This is a genomic window from Chromobacterium sp. IIBBL 290-4 (genome assembly GCF_024207115.1).
In the GTDB taxonomy this organism is placed as follows: Bacteria; Pseudomonadota; Gammaproteobacteria; order Burkholderiales; family Chromobacteriaceae; genus Chromobacterium.
Genome location: NZ_CP100128.1, coordinates 2,600,995 through 2,617,627, shown reverse-complemented (window position 1 = coordinate 2,617,627; position 16,633 = coordinate 2,600,995). Strand labels below are relative to the sequence as shown.

The 16,633-nt window shown below is 63.2% G+C and carries 16 protein-coding genes; 3 read left to right on the top strand and 13 right to left on the bottom strand.

Annotation, left to right across the window (positions count from 1 at the left end):
- Positions 1 to 48: 48 nt before the first annotated feature.
- The 7 genes from gspF to NKT35_RS11965 form a co-directional block, all read right to left on the bottom strand.
- Complete coding sequence (gene gspF / locus NKT35_RS11995; RefSeq protein WP_254293211.1) at positions 49 to 1,260, bottom strand: type II secretion system inner membrane protein GspF; 1,212 nt, start codon at positions 1,258 to 1,260, stop codon at positions 49 to 51.
- Positions 1,260 to 2,720, bottom strand: a complete 1,461-nt coding sequence (gspE, locus tag NKT35_RS11990) for a type II secretion system ATPase GspE (RefSeq protein WP_254293209.1) — start codon at positions 2,718 to 2,720, stop codon at positions 1,260 to 1,262. The genes gspF and gspE overlap by 1 nt, the downstream gene beginning before the upstream one ends.
- Positions 2,717 to 4,822, bottom strand: a complete 2,106-nt coding sequence (gene gspD / locus NKT35_RS11985; protein WP_254293206.1) for a type II secretion system secretin GspD — start codon at positions 4,820 to 4,822, stop codon at positions 2,717 to 2,719. Before gspD ends, gspE begins: the two co-directional genes overlap by 4 nt.
- A gap of 9 nt (positions 4,823 to 4,831) precedes the next feature.
- Positions 4,832 to 5,383 (bottom strand): type II secretion system protein N, encoded by a 552-nt coding sequence (locus NKT35_RS11980; RefSeq protein WP_254293204.1) that lies wholly within the window; start codon positions 5,381 to 5,383, stop codon positions 4,832 to 4,834.
- Positions 5,384 to 5,751: 368 nt separating this feature from the next.
- Entirely contained in the window at positions 5,752 to 7,533 is a 1,782-nt protein-coding gene (locus NKT35_RS11975; protein ID WP_254293202.1) for an acyl-CoA dehydrogenase, read from the bottom strand.
- Between the two features lie 153 nt (positions 7,534 to 7,686).
- Positions 7,687 to 8,619: an electron transfer flavoprotein subunit alpha/FixB family protein gene (locus tag NKT35_RS11970; RefSeq protein WP_254293200.1), complete on the bottom strand. Its 933-nt coding sequence runs from the start codon at positions 8,617 to 8,619 to the stop codon at positions 7,687 to 7,689.
- 3 nt (positions 8,620 to 8,622) lie between these two features.
- Entirely contained in the window at positions 8,623 to 9,372 is a 750-nt protein-coding gene (locus NKT35_RS11965) for an electron transfer flavoprotein subunit beta/FixA family protein (protein ID WP_254293198.1), read from the bottom strand.
- Positions 9,373 to 9,607: 235 nt separating this feature from the next.
- Here NKT35_RS11965 and NKT35_RS11960 point away from each other — a divergent pair, with 235 nt between their 5' ends.
- On the top strand, positions 9,608 to 10,024 hold the full coding sequence (locus NKT35_RS11960; protein WP_254293196.1) for a MaoC family dehydratase: 417 nt from the start codon (positions 9,608 to 9,610) through the stop codon (positions 10,022 to 10,024).
- 1 nt (position 10,025) lies between these two features.
- Here NKT35_RS11960 and queG read toward each other — a convergent pair whose 3' ends face one another.
- On the bottom strand, positions 10,026 to 11,102 hold the full coding sequence (gene queG, locus NKT35_RS11955) for a tRNA epoxyqueuosine(34) reductase QueG (RefSeq protein ID WP_254293194.1): 1,077 nt from the start codon (positions 11,100 to 11,102) through the stop codon (positions 10,026 to 10,028).
- Between queG and tsaE the strand changes: the two genes are divergently transcribed.
- Both tsaE and NKT35_RS11945 read left to right on the top strand, forming a co-directional pair.
- A complete protein-coding gene (gene tsaE / locus NKT35_RS11950) occupies positions 11,101 to 11,595 on the top strand; it encodes a tRNA (adenosine(37)-N6)-threonylcarbamoyltransferase complex ATPase subunit type 1 TsaE (protein WP_254293192.1) in 495 nt (164 codons plus the stop codon). The two genes, queG and tsaE, sit on opposite strands and share 2 nt — an antisense overlap.
- Positions 11,553 to 12,794 carry an N-acetylmuramoyl-L-alanine amidase gene (locus NKT35_RS11945; RefSeq protein ID WP_254293190.1) on the top strand — a complete coding sequence of 414 codons (1,242 nt, stop codon included), beginning with the start codon at positions 11,553 to 11,555 and terminating at the stop codon, positions 12,792 to 12,794. The genes tsaE and NKT35_RS11945 overlap by 43 nt, the downstream gene beginning before the upstream one ends.
- Positions 12,795 to 12,862: 68 nt before the next feature.
- Here NKT35_RS11945 and yacG read toward each other — a convergent pair whose 3' ends face one another.
- Genes yacG through NKT35_RS11920 form a run of 5 tightly spaced genes read right to left on the bottom strand, consistent with a single transcriptional unit; the run spans position 12,863 to position 16,597 of the window.
- The gene (yacG, locus tag NKT35_RS11940) at positions 12,863 to 13,054 is read right to left on the bottom strand and encodes a DNA gyrase inhibitor YacG (RefSeq protein WP_254293188.1); all 192 of its coding nucleotides are present in this window, start codon (positions 13,052 to 13,054) and stop codon (positions 12,863 to 12,865) included.
- A gap of 5 nt (positions 13,055 to 13,059) precedes the next feature.
- Entirely contained in the window at positions 13,060 to 13,818 is a 759-nt protein-coding gene (gene zapD, locus NKT35_RS11935; RefSeq protein WP_254293186.1) for a cell division protein ZapD, read from the bottom strand.
- A 36-nt stretch (positions 13,819 to 13,854) separates the two neighbouring features.
- Entirely contained in the window at positions 13,855 to 14,469 is a 615-nt protein-coding gene (gene coaE / locus NKT35_RS11930) for a dephospho-CoA kinase (protein WP_254293184.1), read from the bottom strand.
- Positions 14,454 to 15,374: a prepilin peptidase gene (locus NKT35_RS11925; protein ID WP_254293182.1), complete on the bottom strand. Its 921-nt coding sequence runs from the start codon at positions 15,372 to 15,374 to the stop codon at positions 14,454 to 14,456. The genes coaE and NKT35_RS11925 overlap by 16 nt, the downstream gene beginning before the upstream one ends.
- Positions 15,374 to 16,597: a type II secretion system F family protein gene (locus NKT35_RS11920; protein ID WP_254293180.1), complete on the bottom strand. Its 1,224-nt coding sequence runs from the start codon at positions 16,595 to 16,597 to the stop codon at positions 15,374 to 15,376. Before NKT35_RS11920 ends, NKT35_RS11925 begins: the two co-directional genes overlap by 1 nt.
- Positions 16,598 to 16,633 lie beyond the last annotated feature (36 nt).

The following is a 16,633-nucleotide window of genomic DNA, read 5'->3' as shown; positions in this document are numbered from 1 at the left end:
CTTCAAAATCCGGCGAAACCCCGCCGGGTTGCTTCCATTCAATTGGGCTCAATGCACCATCTGGTTCATGTCGATGATGGGCATCATGATGGCCAGCACGATCATCAGCACCATGCCGCCCATCACCAGGATCAGCAGCGGCTCCATCAGCGTGGTGAAGGTGGCCAGCTTGCGCTCCACCTCCTGCTCCTGCTGCTGGGCGGCGCGGTCCAGCATGTGCGACAGCGTGCCGCTGGCCTCGCCGCTGGAAATCAGGTGAATCAACACCGGCGGGAACTGCTTGCTGGCGTTCAAGGCCCGAGACAAGGACACGCCCTCGCGCACCTTGTTCATCGCATCCGTCACCGCGTCCTGCATCGGCAGCATGGTCATCAGCCCGCGCGCGGTTTCCAGCGCCGTCAGCAGCGGCACGCCGGAGCCGACCAGAATGGACAAAGTGCTGGCCATGCGCGCGGTGTTGAGCGCGCGGAACAAGCGGCCGAACACCGGCAGCTTGAGCACCCGCACATGAAAGCGGCGCTTCAGCGCCGGCGCGCGCAAGGCGCGGACGATCAGGAAAACCGCGGCGACGATGGAAATCAGCAAAACCACGCCCCATTGGCGCAGGAAATCGCTGCACGCCACCAGCGCGCGCGTCAGGAATGGCAGCGTCTGCTTGGTCTGGGCGAACACGCTGACCACCTGCGGCACCACATAGCTCATCAGACCGGCCACCACCAAAATGGCCACCAGCGTCACCACCGCCGGGTAGGCCAGCGCCAGCGTCACTTTCTGCTGGGTGTTCTGGCGCTTGTCCAGATACTCCGACAACCGCGACATCACCATGTCCAGATGGCCGGACTGCTCGCCGGCCTGCACCAGGGAGCGGTACAGCGGCGAGAAGACGCCCGGCGCGGCGGACAGGGCCTGGGCGAAGCTCTTGCCCTCCAGGATGTCGCTGCGCAGCGCCGCCAGCACCGTGCGGGTGCGGGTGTTTTCCGACTGCTCAGTCACCGCGGTCAGCGCTTTTTCCAAGGTCAGGCCGGCGTTGAGCAAGGTGGACATCTGCTCGGTGAGCATCACCAATTCGGCGCGCGGCAAGCCGCGGCGCAGCGCATTGCTGCCCGCGCCGCCGGTTTTGGCGTTGACGCCTTCCACGGCAACCGGCAGCAAGCCGCGCTCGCGCAGCTGCACGCGGGCGGCGCGGGCGGAATCGGCCTCCATCAAACCGCTGAGCTCTTTGCCGGCCGCGTCATAGGCGGTGTACTTGAAGGCCGCCATCAGCTTCTCGTCACCCGCAGGATTTCTTCCAGGCTGGTCTCGCCGGCCTTGACCCAGCGCAGGCCGTCGTCGCGCAGGCTGCGCATGCCGTGGCGCTGGGCGTGGTCGCGCAGGCGCTGCTCGGAGGCGCGGTCATGGATCAGCCGCTGCATCGCGTCGTCCACCAGCATCAATTCATACACGCCGTAACGGCCTTTGTAGCCGGAGCCGGCGCAGGCGGGGCAGCCCACCGGCCGGTAGTGCACCACCTCCGGCTCATCCTCCAAGGGCACCGGGTGCGGCGCCTTGCACTGCGGGCAGACGCGGCGCACCAAGCGCTGCGCCATCACCCCCAACAGCGACGAGGCCAGCAGGAAGGGCTCCACGCCCATATCGGTGAGACGCGTCACCGCGCTGGCCGCGTCGTTGGTATGCAGCGTGGCCAGCACCAAGTGGCCGGTCAGCGACGCCTGCACCGCGATCTGCGCCGTTTCCAGATCGCGAATTTCGCCTATCATCACCACGTCCGGGTCTTGCCGCAGAATGGCCCGCAGCGCTTTGGCGAAGCTCATGTCGATTTTGGGATTGACCTGGGTCTGGCCAACGCCGTCCAGGTGGTATTCCACCGGGTCTTCCACCGTCATGATATTGGTGTGGCCGGCGTCCAGACGGGACAAAGCCGCATACAGCGTGGTGGTTTTGCCGGAACCGGTAGGACCGGTCACCAGCAGGATGCCGTGCGGCTGATTGATCAGTTTGTCCACCGAGGCCAGCGTGTCCGCCGCCATGCCCAGCGTGGCCAGATCCAAGCGCGCGTTTTCCTTGTCCAAGAGACGCAGCACCACCCGCTCGCCGTGGCTGGTGGGCAGCGTCGACACCCGCACATCCACCGGCCGGCCGCCCAGGCGCAGCGAGATCCGGCCGTCCTGCGGAATGCGCTTCTCGGCGATGTCCATGCCGGACATGATCTTGATCCGCGAAACCATGGCCGCGTGCAGCGCGCGGTGCGGGCTGACCACGTCGCGCAGCGTGCCGTCCAGGCGGAAGCGCACGGTGGAGCGGTCTTCGAAGGCTTCGATGTGGATGTCCGAGGCGCCATCGCGCAGCGCCTGGGTGAGCAGCGCGTTGATCATGCGGATGATGGGCGCGTCGCCCTCGCTTTCCAGCAGGTCCTCCACGGTCGGCAAGGACTCGACCATCTGGTTCAAGTCCATGTCCTGCCCGATGTCGTCCACCATTTCCGCCGCCGCGCCGTCGCGGCTGGCGTAGTGCTCGGACAGGCGCTTTTCGAACTGCGCCGCGCTCAGCGTCTCCACGCCAGCCAGCACGCCGCCATGCAAACGCAGCGCCTCGGCCCAGGCCGCCGGCTTGGCGTCTTCGCGCAGCAACAGCTGGCGGCCGCTTTCGCCATCCAGCAGGATCACGCCGTTGGCGCGGGCGAAAGGAAAGCCCAACAGCGGCATCAGGGTGGGCTTGTTCATTTTGGCTGCGCCTTGAAATCCCGCTCCAGGCTGGATTTGATGCCGCCCTCCGGCAAGGATTTCAGCGCGGATTCCAGGTCCAGCGGCAGCTTCTTCGCCTCTTGCTTCATGTCGCCCAGAATGTACTGGTAACGATCCTGAGCCATGACGCGGCCGCCCAGCTCATCCTTGATGATGGTGGGCTTGAGGAAAATCATCAGGTTGGTCTTGTTGTGATTCTTGACCGAATAGCGGAACAAGCCGCCCAGCCAGGGGATGTCGCCCAGCAGCGGCACTTTCTGCTGGGAATCCGTCACCGAATCCTGCAGCAAGCCGCCGATCGCCAGAATGCTGCCGTCGTCGACATTGGCGATGGTTTCCAATACTCGCCGGTTCGTGGTCGGCCCTGCGTCGCTGCCCACGTTCAGAATCTGCAGATCGGATTGCTGCAGGCTGGCGGTTTCCTGCATGATCTTCATCCGCACGCTGCCGCCCTCGGAAATCTGCGGCGTGATTTCCAGATTGAAGCCTATGGTCTTGCGGTCGTAGCTGGTGGTCACCACCGGCGTGCCGCCGGTGGAGCTGCTCGGCGTCGCCACGCTGCCGGTCGGCACCGGCACTTCCTGGCCGATCAGTATCTTGGCCTTCTCATTGTCCATCGCCAGCAAAGACGGATTGGCGACGACATTGCTGCCAGCCTCGGTTTCCAGCGCTTTGGCGAGCGCGGCCAAATTGCCGTGCCGCAACCAGCCAAGATTCAAACCGGCCGAGCTGGCCAGCGCGGCCGGATTGAAAACGCCAGTCGGACCGATGGTGGAAATGATGGAGGGCGTATTGACGCCATTGGTGAAATTGGTGCCGCCTATGCCCGCGCCGCTGGTGGCCTGCCATTGCACGCCCAGCTCCATGGCGCGTTGCGCCGACATCTCGACCACCAGCGCCTCGACCAGCACCTGCGCGCGCCGCTTGTCCAGCATGTCGATCACATTGCGCAGATTCTGGTACATGGTGTCCGGCACGTTCAGGATCAGCGCGTTGTTGGTCGGATCCGCCTGAATCATGGAGCCGCTGCCGCTGGCGAATTGGCTGTTGCCCGAGCTGGACGCATCATTGCTCAAGGGACTGGAGGCGGCCGGCGCCGCCGCGGCGTTGGGCGTCGCATTGCTGCTGCCGCCCAAGGATGTGCCCGTCGCCGATGAACTGGTGCCCAAGCCGCTGCTGCCGGAACTGCTGCCATTGGTGGAGACGGCGACACGGCCTTGCAGCGGCCCTGCGTCGCCGGTCAATAGCGCGCGCAAGGTCTGCGCCACCTTGCCGGCCTCGGCGTTCTTCAAATACACCACGCGCACGTTGGAGCCGGCCTGGCTCGGTTGGTCCAACACTTTCAGCAGGCTCTTGACCTTGCCGATCTTGCCCGGCGCGTCGGCCTTGACCATCAGCACATTGGAGCGCGGGTCGGCCAGGATGGTGGTCTTGCCGCCGCCATCGCCGCCCTCTTGCAATAATTTGTTCAGCGTATTGGCTAATTCGACCGCCGAGCCATACAACACCGGGATCACCACCGTATCGCCCGCCGCGGCAGTTTCAATCGATTCGATGATGGATTCGATGCGCTGGATGTTGTCGGCGTAGTCGGTGACGATCAGCGCATTGGATTGCGGATAAGCCGCCACCGTGTTGTTGGGCGAAACAATGGGCCGGATCACCGGCACCAGCTGATTGGCGTTGCTGTTCTTCAGCGAGAACACCTTGGTGATCAAGCGGTCGCCGTCGCCGCGCGGAATGCCCTTGCTGGCCTTGGCGTGCAGCTTGGCGTCCGCCTCCGGCACGATCTTGACCACGCCATTGCCCTCCACCGCGGCGAAGCCCTGTAAACGCAGCGACGACAACAGCACCTGGTAAGACAAGGCGCGCGGCACCGGCCGGCTGGAAACGATATTGACGGTGCCCTTGACCCGCGGATCGATGATGAAGTTTTTGCCGCTGATTTCGCCTATCGCCTTGACCACGGTCTCGATGTCGGCGTTGACGAAGTTGAGCATCACGCTGTCGTTCTGCGGAGCGGCGAGCAATTGGCAGCTGGACACCAGGGCCAGGGCGGCGACGAGTTTCGAAATTCTCATTGTGTTCTCTTATTGACGCATCATGGCGGCGGGCTCGACCGCCGGTTGCTGCGGATTGTCGGGCGCGGTCTGCGGACCAGGCGGCGGAGCTTGAACGACGCCAGGCTGGGGAATGGGAATCTGGTTGAACTGCTGCGCTTGCCCGGCCTGTTGCTGCTGGCCGTTGTCGACAGCGCCGCCGCCCGCCCTGGACTGCAGCGGCACGAATTGCTCATTGCCGCCGGAGCGCACCGTCACGCCGTTCGGCGCGATCTTGACCAGCTCCCAGCCATCGGCGGTCTGCTTGCCCTGCAGCAAAGGCTGGGCCCGGCCGTTCTCATCGATGATGGCGAAGCCCTGCACGCCAGGCATCGTCGGCGCGTAAACGCCAATCAGACGGATAGGCGGCGGCGCGGAGACCGGCTGCTGCGGCGCCTCGCCAAACCAGTGCGCCTGCGCGGCCGCGGCCGCGGCGGCTTGCGGCTGGGCCGGCGCCAAGGCGCGATAGGCCCGCGCCGACGGCGACAGCAGCGCGGTCAACTGCTGGCCTGACCAATAGGCCAGCGCCAAAGCAGCCAACAAGGGCAAGCCTTTATGCCATTGCCTGCTCCATGCCGGAAGGCCGCGAAAACCCGGTTTCAGTCTTCCCCTTGTCTTTTCAAGCATCGGCATCCCGTTTTTCTTAAATTATGCTGATCAACTGCCCACCTGTGGCACGCTAGATTAAGCAGCAAGAGGTGTATTTTGCAATAGCCAAGCCACAGATTTGATGACAGCGGAAAATTTGTTTTACGGCAATATTCACTACAAATTCCCGACTTCGGGCCAAAGCCGCCCGCGCCAGCCAAGTCACAATCGAATTCTTTGACAAAACGTCGGCATTTTCGCATAAAAAACGCCACGGCAAAGCCGTGGCGCTCATGATGCATATCGATACCGTCAAACCAATGTCAAAACTGTTCTTCCGGCAAGGCCAGCGCGCTGTCCGCGCCGGACAGAATGGCGGCGGCCAGGCCGGAAACCTGCGGCAACAGGTGCTCGGCGAAGAAGCGCGCGGTGACGATCTTGGCATTCAGGAAGTCCGCGTCGGCATCGGCGTCTTGCAGCTTTTCCTTGGCGATCAGCGCGGCGCGGCCCAGCTGCCAGCCGCCCAGAGCGATGCCCATCAGCTTCAGGAACGGCACCGAGCCGGCCGCGGCCAGCTGCGGCTGGCTGCCGAAGGTTTCCAGTATGAAAGCCACGCAGCGCTCGGCGTCGGCGACAGCGGCCGCCAGATTGCGAGCGATGCTGTCGAAACCAGCGGCTTGCAGTTTGGCGACGGTGGACTGCGCCTCGCCCAGCAGCGCGCGCGCGGTGACGCCGCGCTCGGACGCCGTCTTGCGGCCGATCAGGTCCAGCGCCTGGATGCCGGTGGTGCCTTCGTAAATGGCGGTGATGCGGGCATCGCGGTAGTACTGGGCGACGCCGGTCTCCTCGATGAAGCCCATGCCGCCGTGCACCTGCACCGCCAGGCTGGTGATCTCGTTGGCCTGCTCGGTGTTCCAGCCCTTGACGATGGGGATCAGGAAGTTCAGCAGCGCCTGGTTGCGCGCGGCCTCGGCCGGCACAGGATGGCGGGCGGCGCGATCCAGCGCGGCGGCGGCGTAGAACGTCAGCGCGCGCTGCGCCTCAATCTGGGCGCGCATCGTCATCAGCATGCGGCGCACGTCCGGATGTTGGATGATGGCGACGCCAGCCGGGTCCGGCGAACCCACGGCGCGGCTCTGCACGCGCTCGCGGGCGTACTCCACCGCCTTTTGATAGGCGCGCTCGGACACCGCCATGCCTTCGATGCCCACGCCCAAGCGGGCGTGGTTCATCATGGTGAACATGTAGTTCAGGCCCTTGTTGGGCTCGCCCACCAGATAGCCCACCGCGCCGTCATTGTCGCCGAAGCTCATCACCGCGGTAGGGCTGCCGTGAATGCCCAGCTTGTGCTCCAGCGACACGCAACGCACATCGTTGCGCGCGCCGAGCGAACCATCGGCGTTGACCAGGAACTTGGGCACGATGAACAGCGAAATGCCCTTCACGCCGGCAGGCGCGTCCGGCAAACGGGCCAGCACCAGATGGACGATGTTCTCGGCCATATCGTGCTCGCCCCAGGTGATGAAGATCTTCTGGCCGCTGATGCGGTAGCTGCCATCCGCCGCCGGCACGGCGCGCGAGCGCACCTGGGCCAGGTCGGAACCGGCCTGCGGCTCGGTCAGGTTCATGGTGCCGGTCCATTGGCCGCTGGACATCATCGGCAGATAGATGCCCTTCAACTCGTCGGAAGCATGGTGGTGGATGGCCTCCACCGCGCCCAGCGTCAGCAAGGGGGCCAGGGAGAACGCCAGATTGGACGCGCACCACATTTCCTCGGCCGCCGCCGCCACCAGCGCCGGCATGCCCTGGCCGCCGTACTCCTCCGGCGCGCGCAGCCCCACCCAGCCGGATTCCACATATTGCTGCCAGGCATCCTTGAAGCCCGGGGCGGCGGTCACTTCGCCGTCTTTCCATTTGGCGCCCTGATCGCCCTGCTTGTTGATCGGCGCCAGCACGCCTTCGGCGAACTTGGCCGCCTCTTCCAGCACCGCGTCGGTCAGTTCGACCGAGCATTCGCCATAGCCGGGCAGACCGCAAATGCCTGTCAATTCGGCCAGTTCATTCAATACAAATCGGATGTCTTTGACTGGGGCGTGATAAATCATCTCGCTTCTCCTCTGTTTCTCTCGCGTCGGCCCGCGATGGACGGGCCATAAAAAACCGGCGCTCACTTAGGGAGGCGCCGGCTGCTGTTTTGGTTCCGGCGGCTATGTTGCCTGCTCGGTCGGGGGCGCGTGCGGCCCGCCCCCGGCTGTCGCTTACTTGGACAGTTCCGCCATCAGTTCCGGCACTACGGTGAACAAGTCGCCGACGATGCCGTAATCGGCCACCTGGAAGATCGGCGCTTCTTCATCTTTGTTGATGGCGACGATCACCTTGGAGTCCTTCATGCCGGCCAAGTGCTGGATCGCGCCGGAAATGCCGACGGCGAAGTACAGCTGCGGCGCGACGATCTTGCCGGTCTGGCCGACTTGATAATCGTTCGGCGCGTAGCCGGCGTCCACGGCGGCGCGGGAAGCGCCCACGGCGGCGGACAGCTTGTCGGCCAGCGGATCGATCACCGCCTTGAACTGCTCCTCCGAACCCAGCGCGCGGCCGCCGGATACGATGACCTTGGCCGAGCCCAGCTCCGGACGATCGGACTTGGTCAGTTCCTGGCCGACGAAGGCCGCCAATTGGCTGTCGGCGCCGGCGGAAATGGTTTCCACCGCGGCGGAGCCGCCCTGGCCGGCCGCGTCGAAAGCGGTGGCGCGAACGGTGATCACCTTGATGGGATCCATCGATTGCACAGTAGCCATCACATTGCCGGCGTAGATCGGACGCACGAAGGTGTCGGCCGATTCGATGGCGGTGATTTCGGAAATCTGCGCCACGTCCAGCAAAGCGGCCACGCGCGGCAGCAGGTTCTTGCCGAAAGAGGACGCCGGGGCCAGCACATGGCTGTAGCCCTTGGCCAGCTCCACCGCCAGCGCGGACAGGCTTTCCGCCAGGCCATGGGCGTAATGGGCGGCGTCGGCCAGCAGCACCTTGGCCACGCCGGCCACGCTCTTGGCGGCGTCGGCGGCGGCGGCGGCATTGTGGCCGGCCACCAGCACATGCACTTCGCCCAGCTTGGCGGCGGCGGTGATGGTGTTCAGGGTGCCTGCTTTCAGGCTCTGGTTGTCGTGTTCAGCGATAACGAGAATAGCCATGTCTTACAGCACCTTTGCTTCGTTCTTGAGTTTGGCGACCAATTCGGCGGCGTTGGCCACCTTGATGCCGGCGGAACGCTTGGCCGGCTCGGCCACTTTCAGCGTTTTCAGGCGCGGAGCGACGTCTACGGCGAGGTCGGCCGGCGTGGTCTTGTCCAGCGGCTTCTTCTTGGCGGCCATGATATTGGGCAGCTTGATGAAGCGCGGCTCGTTCAGGCGCAGGTCGGAAGTCACCACCGCCGGCAGACGCAGCTTGACGGTTTCCAGGCCGCCGTCGATTTCGCGGGTGACGTCCACGGTTTCCGCGGCCAGGTCCACCTTGGAGGCGAAAGTGCCTTGAGCCCAGCCCAGCAGCGCGGCGGTCATCTGGCCGGTCTGGTTGGCGTCGTCGTCGATGGCTTGCTTGCCCAGAATCACCAGCTGCGGCTGTTCCTTGTCGGCCACGGCCTTCAGCAGCTTGGCCACAGCCAAGGGCTGCAGTTCGGCGTCGGTCTCCACCAGGATGGCGCGGTCGGCGCCCATGGCCAGCGCGGTGCGCAGGGTTTCCTCGCACTGCTTCACGCCCATGGACACGGCGATGATTTCAGTGGCCTTGCCGGCTTCCTTCAGACGCACCGCCTCTTCAACGGCGATTTCGTCGAAGGGGTTCATCGACATCTTGACGTTGGCGATATCAACGTCGCTGCCGTCGGCTTTGACGCGGACTTTCACGTTGTAATCGACAACGCGCTTCACTGCGACTAGAACTTTCATATTCCTCCAGCAAACATCTGTGGGTTAATCGAACGCGGAAGGCAAGAAACGGCCAGCTGTGCCTGATTATGCCCCAAGCAAATTTCAAACGAGCGTTTGGTTTGTACACAGGCGCCGCCTGCGTGGTGAAAATGCAACTCGGCGACGATAGTACGTCATTTCCCCCGGCTTTGCATTTCACGCCGAAGCTGTCAGAATGAATCGGCATTTCCCTGTCATAACCAGTGGAGTTGTCATGACCGTGTTTTTCGAAGACCTCGCAGTCGGCCAAACCGCCGAAGGCGGCAAGACCATCACCGAGGCGGACATCCTGCTGTTCGCCGCCGTCAGCGGCGACAACAATCCGGTTCACCTGAACCAGGTCTACGCCGCGACCACCCCGTTCGAAACTCGCATCGCTCACGGCATGCTGACCGCTAGCCTGATTTCCGGGGTGATCGGCACCCAACTGCCCGGCTACGGCACCGTTTACCTGTCGCAAACCACCCGCTTCAAAGCGCCGGTGCGCATCGGAGAAACGGTGACCACCCGCGTCACAGTGGAAGAGCTCTTTCCTGAGAAAAAACGCGTGCGCCTGTCCACCCGCTGCCTGGTCGGCGAAAAAGTGGTGCTGGAAGGCGAATCGCTGGTGATCGCCCCTTCCCGCGGCTGATTCAGACCGCCACGCCGTGCCGGGACAGCGCCCAGCGCACCGGCTCAGCCACCAGCTCGTCCGGGAAATCCAGTCTGGATTTAAGCGCCGCCACCACTTCCTCCGTGGTCGGCGCGTTGCCCAGGCCCACCGCCAGATTCGACAGCCATTTGTGATAGCCGATCCGATAAATCGGGCTGCCGGCCATCCGCTCGCGAAAATCCTCCGCGCTCCAGCCGAACAGTTCTACCAGACTCGCGCCGTCCAAACCATGACGCACCGCAAAATCGGTTTCACCGGTTTCCACTGAAAAGCGGTTCCACGGGCAGAACAGCTGGCAGTCGTCGCAACCGTACACTCGGTTACCAATCAAGGGCCTCAGCGGCTGCGGAATGGCGGTTTTGAGCTCTATAGTCAGGTAGGATATGCAGCGCCTGGCATCCACCGTGTACGGCGCGACGATGGCGCCGGTGGGACAGACGTCCATGCAGCGCGTGCAGCGGCCGCAATGCCCGTCCTCGGCTTCATCGGGAGGCAGCGGCAAATCGGTGAGGATTTCGCCCAGGAAGAACAGCGAGCCCTGTTGTTTGGTCAACAGCAAAGTATGCTTGCCGCGCCAGCCCAAGCCGGCCTGCGCGGCCAGCGCCACCTCGGCCAGCGGCGCGCTGTCGGTAAACACCCGATAGCCGAAAGCGCCTATCGCCGACTCCATGCGTTCAGCCAGTTTTTGCAAGCGGTTGCGCAGCACCTTGTGATAATCGCGGCCCAGCGAGTAGCGGGACAAATAGGCGCGGGAGGCATCGGCCAGCACCTGCTCCGCGGGACGGGAGGCGGGCCAGTAGTTCATGCGCAGCGAGATGACGGACAGCGTGCCCGGCACCAATTCGGCGGGCCTCACCCGCATCGCGCCATGGCGGGCCATATAGTCCATCTCGCCGTGATAGCCCGCCGCCAGCCAGTCATTCAGCCGCGCCTCTGCCTCCGGCGGCAGTTCGGCGCGGGTGATGCGGGCCTCGGCGAAGCCAGCTTCTCGCGCCCAGGCTTTGATTTGGCGCGACAATTCGGGATAATCCGGTTTTTGAGGAGGATTCTCAGTCATGGCGATGGATGATACCAGCGTTCGCGACGGCAGCCTGCCGGACGAGAACGCGACCCTGGCGCTGGGCGCAGCCTTCGCCGCCGCCGCGCGGCCGGGCCTTACCGTCCATCTGCTGGGCGACTTGGGCGCCGGCAAGACCACGTTCACCCGCGGGCTGCTGGCCGCGCTCGGCCACAAAGGCAAGGTGAAAAGCCCCACCTACACGCTGGTGGAAAGCTATCCGCTGGCCGATTTTCAGGTTCATCATTTCGACCTCTACCGTTTCGCCGATCCGGAAGAATGGAACGACGCCGGCTTCAGCGAATATTTCGGCCAGGACAGCCTGTGCCTGGTGGAATGGCCGGCCAAGGCCGACGGCCTGCTGCCCATGGCCGACATCGTGCTGGAACTTGCCGTGGCCGGCGACGGTCGCAATTATCATTTTCACGCTCAGACGCAAACCGGACAGTCATGCCTCGATCGACTTTCGACCCAAACCGCCGCGCGCTGCTAGGCGCCGCCGCCGCCACCTTTCTGCTCTCCGTCAGCCCCCGCGGCTGGGCGGATGGCGGCCAGATCGTCGCCTTGCGCATCTGGCCCTCGTCCACTTACACCCGGATCACGCTGGAAGGCAGTTCGGCCATCCAATACAAGCAGTTCACCCTGAGCAATCCCAGCCGACTGGTGATAGACCTGCAAGGCGTGCAGCTCAACGGCGTGCTGAAGGACATCAGCGGCCAGATCGCCGCCGCCGACCCCTATATCGCCACTGCGCGCGCCGGACAGTTCGACCCGGACACGGTGCGGCTGGTGCTGGAGCTGAAAACCGACGTCAAACCGCAAGCCTTCACGCTGGCGCCGGTAGCCGAATACAAGCATAGACTGGTGGTGGACCTTTATCCGGCCAGCGGCCAGCAAGACGACCCCCTGCTCGCCCTTTTGCAAGACTACAACAAGGGCAAGCTGGAGCAGCCGCCCGCCCAGATCAAGCCCAAGGCCAAAAACAGCGGCCGCCCCATCATCGTGATGCTGGACCCGGGCCACGGCGGCGAAGATCCCGGCGCCATCGGCTTGCAAGGCAACCGCGAAAAGGACGTGGTCCTGAAAATCGGCCACCAGCTGAAGCAGCTGATCGACGCGGAACCCAATATGCGCGCCTACATGACGCGCAGCGACGATGTATTCATCCCGCTGGGCGTGCGCGTGGCCAAGGCGCGCAAGCTCAACGCCGACCTGTTCGTCTCCATCCATGCCGACGCCGCGCCCAACCGCGCCGCGCGCGGCTCGTCGGTGTTCGCGCTGTCGGAAAAAGGCGCCACCAGCGCCTTCGCCAAGGCCTTGGCGCAGACGGAAAACAACTCCGACCTGATCGGCGGCGTCAAGCTGGGCACCAAGGACAAATATCTGGCGCACACGCTGCTGGATCTGACCCAGACCGCCACCATCAACGACAGCCTGAAGCTGGGCAAGACGGTATTGGGACAGCTGGGCGGCTTGAACAAGCTGCACAAGAACGCGGTGGAGCAAGCGGGCTTCGCGGTGCTGAAGGCGCCGGACATCCCGTCCATCCTGGTGGAGACCGCCTTCATCTCCAATCCGGACGAAGAGCAGCGGCTGATCACCGCCGATTTCCAGCAGCAGATGGCCAACGCCATTTTCAGCGGCGTGAAAAGCTACTTCTCCCAAGGCGCGGCCTTGGCGGCGCGGGCTTAGTTAGGGCGCTTGCGATAAAGAAAAACCGCCAGTCAGTCGGCTGGCGGTTTTTTTCGTCTCTCGCGGTGTCAATGCGGCGGCAGGATATCGCCGGAGGGCGACTCCTCCGCCGCCGGCACGCGGTAGCTCTCGTCGGCCCATTGCCCCAGGTCGATCAAGCGGCAGCGCTCGCTGCAAAAGGGACGATAACGGCTTTGCGGCTCCCAGCGCACTTCGGCGCGGCAGGTGGGGCAAGGAACGATGCGGACAGAATCTGGCATGAAACTCAAAACTTGCAATTGGTGAGGTAGAACTCGACATCCTGTTCAGTCTGCTTGGGCCGGGCTTCGCCGGTCACCGCGTTGACGAAACGGATATTGAGCGCGTACTTGTTGGCGGACAATTCCGGCAACAGTTCGAGGTTGTCATCATAGCCGACGCGGATCAGCTGCACCACCTTGCCGCCGGACATTTGCTGGAACGCGCCCTTGCGGGCCACGTAATGGTGGGTTTTGCCGCTGTCGCGCAGCAGCCTCAGCAAGATGTCAGCGGCCTCGGCGGTCGGCATCAGGGGCGCGGCCCAACGCAGCAGATCCTGACGGCGGGCGTCGGCGGGGCGCTGCTGCCACAAGTGATAGGACGGCAAGTCAAACTGACAGGTGCCGCCGGGAATGCCCGCGCGCTGCTTGATCGCCATCAGCCATTCATTCTCGCGCAGATTCTGGCCGAACTTGCCGGTCAGGGCCAGCAGCTTGCCGGAGGCGTGCTCGATCTCCTCCAGCACGCCCTCCAGCGTTTCCTCCGCCACGTTCGGATTGTCGCGCAGCGCTTCCAATACTTGCTTCTGCCGTTCCAGCTCCTGCAGCAAATCCGCCTTCAGATCGGCGCGCGAGGCGGTTTCCATCAACTCGAACAACACCATCAGCGCCGCATGGTGGTCATGCGCGTGGTCTTTGCCGACAAAAAAAGCCAGCCGCCCATATAGATATTCCAGGCGAAGCAGAATACGGGTGCGTTCGGTGACAGGAAATTCAAAACTGATCACGGCCAATCTGCCCTTCTCCACGGCTTGCAGCAAGCCTCATAACAATGCATTGACAAGATTGGCCAGATAATAACCGTGTTTGGCATCGACTTGAAGTCTCAATTCGGCCAAGCTGCCGTCATTATCTATGCTATCGTCCGCCCGGCGCAGCCGCTCCGTCCGGGAAAGCTGCGCCGACATGATGGCGCGGACGGCTTCCTCGGACAGTCCGCTGCGGCGCATCACCCTTTCCAGCTGCGTATTTTCACTGCAGTCCACCACCAGCGTGCGCGCCAATAGCGGCAGGTATCGATCGCTTTCGAACAATAGCGGCACAACCAGCAGCGCGTAATCTCCCCGCGCCGATTCAAGCTGACGCAAGCTTTCCGCATGAATGGCGGGATGCAAAATGGCCTCCAGCCTCTTTTTGCTGGCCGGATCGGCAAACACCTTCTCCCGCATCGCCGGCCGATTCAAGGCACCCTGAGCAGTCAGGGCGGCCGGACCGAATTCTCGTTCAATGGCGGCCATCGCCGCGCCCCCCGGCCCCGTCAACTGATGAGCGATCAGATCCGTATCCACCACCGCCACGCCCAGTTCGGCGAACCGCTCGGCGGCGGCGCTCTTGCCCGACCCTATGCCGCCGGTCAGGCCGACTACCGGGATACCCATGCCAAATATCCATTCATGATTTGCCCGCCCCAGGCCATCGCGATCCAGCCAGCGATGGCCAGATAGGGACCAAAAGGAATTTTTTGCTCAAGCCTGCCCTTGGACCATGCCATCCACGCCAACCCCGCCGCGGCGCCGACCAGCGAGGACAGAAAAATGATCAAAGGCAGCATAGACCACCCCAACCAGGCCCCCAGCGCCGCCAGCAATTTGAAATCGCCGTAGCCGAAGCCTTCTTTGCCGGTCAGCAGCTTGAATACATGAAACACCAGCCACAAGGCGAGATAACCGCATGCCGCGCCCAGCACAGCGTCAGCCAGCGGCAGCCTGCCCGAAAACAAATTGAACAACAGCCCCGCCCACAACAAAGGCAGCGTCAGATCATCCGGCAGCAGGCCGGTGTCCAAATCGATAAAGGCCAATGCCAGCAAGGCCGCCGTCAATAGTAACGCCCCGGCAAGAGGCCAGCCCCAGCCTATTTCCCAGGCCAGAAATCCGAACAACGCTCCGCACCATGCCTCCACCAGGGGGTAGCGCGGGCTGATTTTGCTCCCGCAGTCCCGGCAACGCCCGCGCAGCAAAACAAACCCCAACATGGGAATATTATGCCAGGGCCGCACCGGCGCGCCGCAGGCCGGACAGCGCGATCCCGGCTTCCATAAATTGGCCACCGTCATGCCGCTCATGGCGCTGGCCGCATCCTGCGCGGCCAGGCGCAATGGCTCGAAGCGCTGGTGCTCGGCCAGGTACTCCACGCTGTCTGCGAGAAAGTCGCGCTCCAGCATGCCAGGCAGGCGATGAATCACGACATTGAGAAAGCTGCCCACCATCAATCCAAGCACGATGGCCACGCCGACAAGATAGCCGGTATGCGCGCTCAGCAACCAAATCAAGTCGTCCAGCATCAGCCCACCACTTGTCCCATTTTGAAGATCGGCATGTACATCGCGATCACCAGGCCGCCGATCAACACGCCCAGAATCACCATGATGGCCGGCTCCAGCAGGCTGGACAGCGCGGCCACCGCATTATCCACTTCTTCTTCATAAAAGTCGGCAACTTTGTCCAGCATCTGATCCAGAGAGCCCGACTCCTCGCCGATCGAGGTCATTTGCAGCACCATATTGGGAAACAGATCGGTGCGCTGCATCGAAAAATTCAGGCTGGAGCCGGCGCTGACATCGGACTGGATGCGCTTGGTCGCCTCCGCATACACCTGATTGCCCGCCGCGCCGCCCACCGAGTCCAGAGCCTCCACCAAGGGCACTCCAGCCGCGAACAGCGTGGACAGCGTGCGCGCCCACCGCGCGATGGTGGCCTTGCGGATGATGTCGCCTATCACCGGCAACCTCAGCAATAGCCTGTCCATCTGCTCCTGCAGCTTGGGCGTGCGCTTGAATGCGTAAAAGAAGGCGAACAGCGAGCCGAAAATGCTGCCGAAAATCAGCCACCAAAAATGGACAAACTGGTCGGACAGCCAGATCACAAACAATGTGGGCGCCGGCAAATTGGCGCCGAAACTGGAAAACAAATCCTTGAAAGCCGGAATCACGTAAATCATGATCACCGCGGTAATCACCAACGCAGTGCCCACGATGGCCGTCGGATAAATCAGGGCCGACTTGATCTTGGCCTTGATCGCCATGACTTTTTCTTTATACGTGGCCAGTTTGTCCAGCAGGCTATCCAGCACCCCGCCGGTCTCGCCGGCGGCGATCAGATTGCAAAACAGCTTGTCGAAATACAAGGGTTTTTTGCGGAACGCCTCCGCCAGCGACGAGCCGGTCTCCACATCCGCCCTCACCTCCAGCAGCATCCGCGTCACCGCGGGATTGCCATGCCCCTTGGCCGAAATATCGAAGGCCTGCAATAAGGGCACGCCGGCGCGCATCATGGTGGACAGCTGGCGCGTGAACAGGGTGATGTCTTTTTCGGTGATTTTCTTGCCGAAACCGCTGCGGCGCTTGCGTATCTTGGTGACGTTGATGCCCTGGCGGCGCAACTGGGTTTTGGCCACGCTTTCCGACTCGGCCCGCACCTCCCCCCGTATCGCCTTGCCGGCGCGGTCCTTGCCTTCCCATTCCCAGATATATCCGGGATTCGCCTTTTTGGCAGCCGGTGTCGCCATTGATCCAACCTTCCCTATTCAAGCTTGAGCGATGCT